2 protein-coding genes are annotated in these 4,355 nt (G+C 65.7%); both read right to left on the reverse strand.

Going from position 1 to position 4,355, the window contains the following annotated elements:
* Positions 1–24: 24 nt before the first annotated feature.
* The gene (locus ACNPM4_RS00590) at positions 25–2,634 is read right to left on the reverse strand and encodes a beta-glucosidase family protein (protein WP_448984347.1); all 2,610 of its coding nucleotides are present in this window, start codon (positions 2,632–2,634) and stop codon (positions 25–27) included.
* A gap of 51 nt (positions 2,635–2,685) precedes the next feature.
* On the reverse strand, positions 2,686–4,355 hold a 1,670-nt coding region (locus ACNPM4_RS00595; RefSeq protein ID WP_448984348.1), incomplete at its 5' end, for a DUF5597 domain-containing protein.

The following is a 4,355-nucleotide window of genomic DNA, read 5'->3' on the forward strand; positions in this document are numbered from 1 at the left end:
CTCCCAGCCCTTCCTCCGCGCGGTTTAGACCTCGGTGACCTGCGTCAGAAGCGTCTGCGGCAGATCGGCTGGCAGAGCGCCCTGGCTGTACATCACGAGTTGATCGAGCGTGAGACCGGTAGCCTGCGCTAGCGTCTCTTCGTCTGCGCCGTTCAAGGCGTCAGACAACACTGCCCGTCCCCGGGGGTGACTCAACCAGTCCCCGATGGTGCTCGCGGAGGTCAACGCCGGAACCGCCACCTCCACGCGCGCAACCTCGACGACATCGGTCAGCTCTCCATCCACAGTGACGGTGCTCCAGAGCGCTCGGTCACGAGAGCAACGGTGAAGTTCGCCACTCAGGTCGACGCTGCCCTTCAAGGGCGTGGACGCGGACGACCCGCCGATGAAAAGGCGGAGTGCGCCCGGTTCGACCACCCAGCCTTCCCGGCGGTCCCACAACGCGAACATCTCCGAGGGGATCTCGACCAGCACCTGTCGCTCTTCACCCGCGCGAAGGAAGACTCGCTGGAAACCCAGCAGCACGCGAGATCGACGAACGACTCGCGCCACCAGGTCGCGACCGTACACCTGAACGACTTCGTCGCCGTCTCGGTCGCTCGTGTTCGAAACGGTGAATGTGCAGCGGATCACGCCGTCGGTTCCGACTTGGGGTGCCTGGAATGCGAGATCACGGTATTCGAACTGGCTGTAGCTGAGTCCGTGCCCGAAGGGGAAAACCGCGCGCGCGGAGCCGTCGACATAGCTGTCGTTGCTCTGCAGCGTCCTCCAGTAGGGAACGGGCGCTGAGCCAACGTTCTCCAGCATGGCGATAGGGAGCCTGCCTGCCGGGTTCACGTCGCCGAAGAGCACGGCGGCGGTCGCGGCTCCGGCTTCCTCTCCACCGAGCCACGCCGAGACGATTGCCGGAGCCCGGTCTGCGAGCCAGCCCAGCACGTACGGGCGCGCATGACTGAGCACGACAATGGTCGGTGTGCCCGTGTCCAGGACTGCTTCCACCAGCTCGCGCTGCACGCCCGGCAGCTCGCATGTAGCGCTGTCGAGTCCCTCTCCGACTGTCCCGAAGCCGTTGATGCCAGCCTGGTCGCCGACAACAAGGACGGCAAGGTCGGAGCGTCGGGCTGCGTCAACGGCGGCCGGGATGTCCGAGCGGTCCATTCGCTCGACCGGGCACCCCACTTCGTGCAGCACGGTCGCCGCATCACCAGCGCGCTCGCGGATTCCCTGGAGGAAGGTGACGAGCGGCACGGTGTCCACGAGGAGATCGGCGTCGTCGGCGCCGGTCTTGCCACGCAGCTCCTCGACATCTTCGAGACGAGCCTGCGGGTTCGCCGCGAGGGCGAACCGCTTCGTCATGCTGTCGAGGACCTGGTAGGCGTAGTGCCCGAGCTGACCCATGGGCCGGTCCGCGTTCGGCCCGATGACGGCGATGGTGTCAGGCGTCCTCGTCAGCGGGAGAAGCGGGGTGCCGTTGACCGCGTCGTTCTTGAGCAGGACCACCGAGCGTTCGGCGACCCGCCGCGCCAGCCCCCGTGCAGCGGAAGAGTCGAGAGTCTCCGGGACCGAATCGATATCCACGTAGGGGTTCTCGAAGAGGCCCAGGCGGAACTTTGCCCGGAGGATTGCCCCGACGGCCCGGTCCAGCTCGCCTTCGGTGAGCAGTCCCGTCTCGACGGCCTCCACAATGCGGTCGGTGGAGACGCGGTTGTCGAGGTCGATATCCACGCCTGCGCGAATGGCGTCAGCAAACGAGGCCACCAGCGAATCGCTCACGCCATGCTTGGTATGGAGCTGCCCGATGGCGTCGAGGTCGGAAATGACTACTCCGTCGAAGCCATAGTCCTGGCGGAGGAGGCCGTCGAGGAGTTCCGGGGACCCGGTGACGGGCACGCCATCGAGGTCGTTGTAGGACGGCATGATTCCATCGGCGCCCCCATCGCGGATCGCCATTTCGAACGGAACACCGTAGAACTCGCGCAGGAGTCGGTCTCCCACCTGAGCGGGCTCGGTATTGCGTCCGCCGTCGCTCGCCCCATAAGCGACAAAATGCTTGAGCGCCGCGATGATCGGACTTCCCGGGACCGCGTTCTGCAGCCCCCGAACGAAGGCCGATGCCGTCGAGCCGACGAGGTAGGGGTCCTCACCGTAGGTCTCGCCGACTCGTCCCCATCGCGGGTCGCGAGCGACGTCTGCGAGCGGAGACAGCGCCATCCTCGCGCCGAGGGCTGCCATCTGAGCCCCGATCTCCGCACCCATCTCCCTGATGAGTTCCGGATCCCACGTCGCTGCCTGAGCGATGGCGTCCGGGAAGGTGGTCGCGCCCTGGACTTTGAAACCGAGGAGCGCCTCCTCCGCGAGAAGGACGGGGATACCGAGGCGCGTGTCCTCGATGTGCTTGCGCTGCAGTTCGTTCACGCGCGCCGCCGCCTCCCGGGGCGGCAAGTTCAATGCAGCGATGGCGGCGGTTGCAGTACCCCAGCCTGTCGCAGGCGGGGTGTGTGCATCGACAGCCGTGCCGAAAGGTGATGCCGTCTGGGCCGCTTTCTCTTCGAGTGTCATGCGCTCGAGGAGGTCTCGTACTCGCACCCCCACAGGTTGGGTGGAGTCGCGGTAGGGCAGGTAGTCGTCGTTCATAGCAGGTCCGTTCGGTGGGGCAGACGAGGAAGAGGAAGAGGCGCGGCGCGCTCAGATCGCGTAGGTGGAGAACCGGGTGATTCCCGTCTCAGGGATACGGGTGGGAATGGCGCGGCCAGGTACCAGCCCGCTCCCGGGGAAGGGATAGGGGATCAGCGAGCCCGAGGCGGTCTCATCGCCGTTTAGGTGCAGCGTCGGAACAAGCTCGTCGCCCTCGAGCTCGAACGCGGTCGCGGAAAGGAAGGAAGCCGTCCGTCCGTCCGTGCCTGCCAGGGTGATCCAGAAACCTCGGCCGAGGAGATAGACCCCGTTCGGGCCGTCCTCGATGACGATGGCGTACCCGGGATAGACCGGTGTGACGTACCCCCACTCATCCTTCGTGTGTAAGGTCACCGTCACGTCGCCGAGGACGATCTCCGCACCTGGGTTTTCTTCGTTCAGGATGATGGCGCGCATCTGCGCGTCCGGATTGACCGCGACGACGGCTGCCGCAGCCCGAAGGAGGTGAAAGGCGTCGGCGAGGGGAGCAAACTCAGGATCTGTCGGCGTATAGGAGTCCACACCGAACGGGGAGACGCCAAGCGCCGCGTGGTTGCCGATGGCTTCGAACATCTGCGGGATGCCGGGAGAGTCGCCGCGCAACTCCGGGATGAGCAGGCGCCCCCGGCGAGCCTTGAAACCGGCGAGTACCTCTGTGATGTCATCAACGTAAATGTCAGGTGCGAGGAAATCGATGTCCGGGGCGAGTTCTTCCCAGATCGCGGCGACCGGCAGAACGGGTCCGCCACTCGGATACTGTCCAGGCCGTTTGCCGCCGGCAAGGGCGACCGGGCCGTCGAGTACGCTATCGCGGTCGAGCCAGGCGTTGACGAACAGGGGAACATTCAATTCCGCTCGCCCCGCGGCAGCCACGACCTGCGTGTAGGCGGCGAAACCGGCCGCCATGAACGCTTCGTCGACGCGGTCGCCCGCAGGGAAGACCTCCGCCCAAGTTCCTTCCCTCAGGCTGCCGTGGGCGACCCATTCCGCGTGGAGGGGGGCGTCGACGTCCCCGGCAACCGCATGGATGACAGCTGCAGGTACACGGTCATTGAACAGGCGCTCCGCATTATTGCTGCGGTCGCGGGTGTCGCCGAGCAACCCGATCTCGTTCTCCACCTGCACCGCGATCACCGTGCGGTCGGCGTCCACAGCGGCTATGTGCTGCATCAGGGCAGCGAACGCGCGCGCATCGGCCTCGCGTGACGTGGACCCGAACGGCGTGAGATGTTCGGCATGGTGACCGGTTGATAGGAGAGAGCGCGGGAAGCGCTCCGCGTCCCGCTTCACCCATGCTGGGACGTACGTCGAAGCGGCGTTCTTCCAGGACCCGAACCACAGAGGGATGAGCTTCAAGCCTCGCGAACGCGCTCCCTCAATCATCGCGTCGACAAGGCGCGTGTCGTAGGTGCCCTCAACCGGTTCGAAGAGGTCCCATGCGACAGGTGCAAGAACCGTGTTGGCGCCGAGGAGCGCGACGGTGTCGAAAGACGCGGTGATCGCCCGTTCGGTGCTTGAGCTGGAGTTATGTACCTCCGCTCCGATGACCACGAAGGGTCGGCCGTCCACGTTCAGGTACGGCCCGGTCCAAAGGTCAGTCGTGCTAGGCAACAGTGTCACTCCATTCGTGGTTGGGCGCCGACGCGAGAGAAGGTGCCCGGGATAAGAGATGCCTCCGTGTG

The sequence above is a fragment of the Microbacterium umsixpiens genome (assembly GCF_053543675.1).